The organism is Myxococcus sp. CA039A, assembly GCF_013336645.1.
GTDB lineage: Bacteria > Myxococcota > Myxococcia > Myxococcales > Myxococcaceae > Myxococcus > Myxococcus llanfairpwllgwyngyllgogerychwyrndrobwllllantysiliogogogochensis.
On sequence record NZ_JABUMQ010000681.1, the window covers coordinates 1 to 1,149 of the forward strand.

Below are 1,149 nucleotides of genomic sequence, written 5' to 3' on the forward strand. Positions count from 1 at the left end.
CGCCAGCCGTTGGCCGCGATGCGATCAATCAGTCGCTTTGCCGTTTCAAAGGACCACGTGCCGACGTGTTGAAAGCCGCGCTGCTCCAGGAATCGAATTTGCTTCGGCGTCGTCAGCCCTTCCGCCCGCCGTTTCTCCAGGCGCTCCAGCAGTTTGGTCGCCTTGCCGGCATTATCGATTTCGTCCGGGAAAATGCCGAGCTTCTCAAGCGTGCGAATCTGTTTTTCAGAAGGCGGCGCCATTTCCCATCCGAACGACGGGACGTAGCTGGACAGGTCTTCCGCTTGGATACTCATTTCGAATTGCAGCGGGTCGACCAGCTTGCGCTTCCGGCGTTTCATCTCTTCCAGCTGCTTGGCGAGCGCTTCCTCGCGCTGCGCAATCACGTCCTCGGCGGCTTGCTTCTCCACCGCCTCGAGGTCCAGCGGAATGCCGGCCTGTTCGATCTGCTTGGTCATCGCCTTGGCGATCTCCTCATTCTCGGCGATCAAATGCGCTGGATGGCAGAGCTCGTGCCGTTCGGTATGCCACAGGAAGTCAAGCAGCAGAAGCTCCGTCTTCCCCGGAAACAGCCGGGTACCGCGCCCGACCATTTGGCTGTATAAGCTGCGGACCTTCGTTGGCCGCAAGACGACGACACAATCGACGCTCGGGCAGTCCCACCCTTCCGTCAGAAGCATGGAGTTGCAAAGGACATTGTATTTCCCATTGTCGAAATCTTCTAAAATTTCCGCCCGGTCCGGTGATTCGCCGTTTACCTCGGCCGCCCGGAAGCCAACAGCATTCAGAATGCGGGTAAACTTTTGGCTTGTTTTGACCAGTGGTAGAAACACGACAATCTTCCGATCCTGCGCGACTCGCCACATCTCGGCTGCGATCTGCTCCAAATAAGGGTCAAGCGCCGTGCCCAAGTCGCTGGTACTGAAGTCTCCAGACTGCTGTCTGACTGCGGACAGGTCCAATTGCAACGGGATCGTCAGGGCCTTGATCGGACTGAGATAGCCTTCCTTGATCGCTCTCGGCAATGTATACTCGTATGCAAGGCTCTCAAAGTAGGAGCCCAAATTCCGCATATCGCCCCGATCCGGCGTGGCCGTGACACCCAGGACGTTGGCCGACTCGAAATACTGTAACACGCGCTGGTAGCTG

1 protein-coding gene is annotated in these 1,149 nt (G+C 57.7%); it reads right to left on the reverse strand.

The features are described 5' to 3' along the window. Nucleotides 1-1,149: DEAD/DEAH box helicase (locus tag HR086_RS46990; protein ID WP_256433726.1), on the reverse strand; the 1,149-nt coding region annotated here is incomplete at both ends.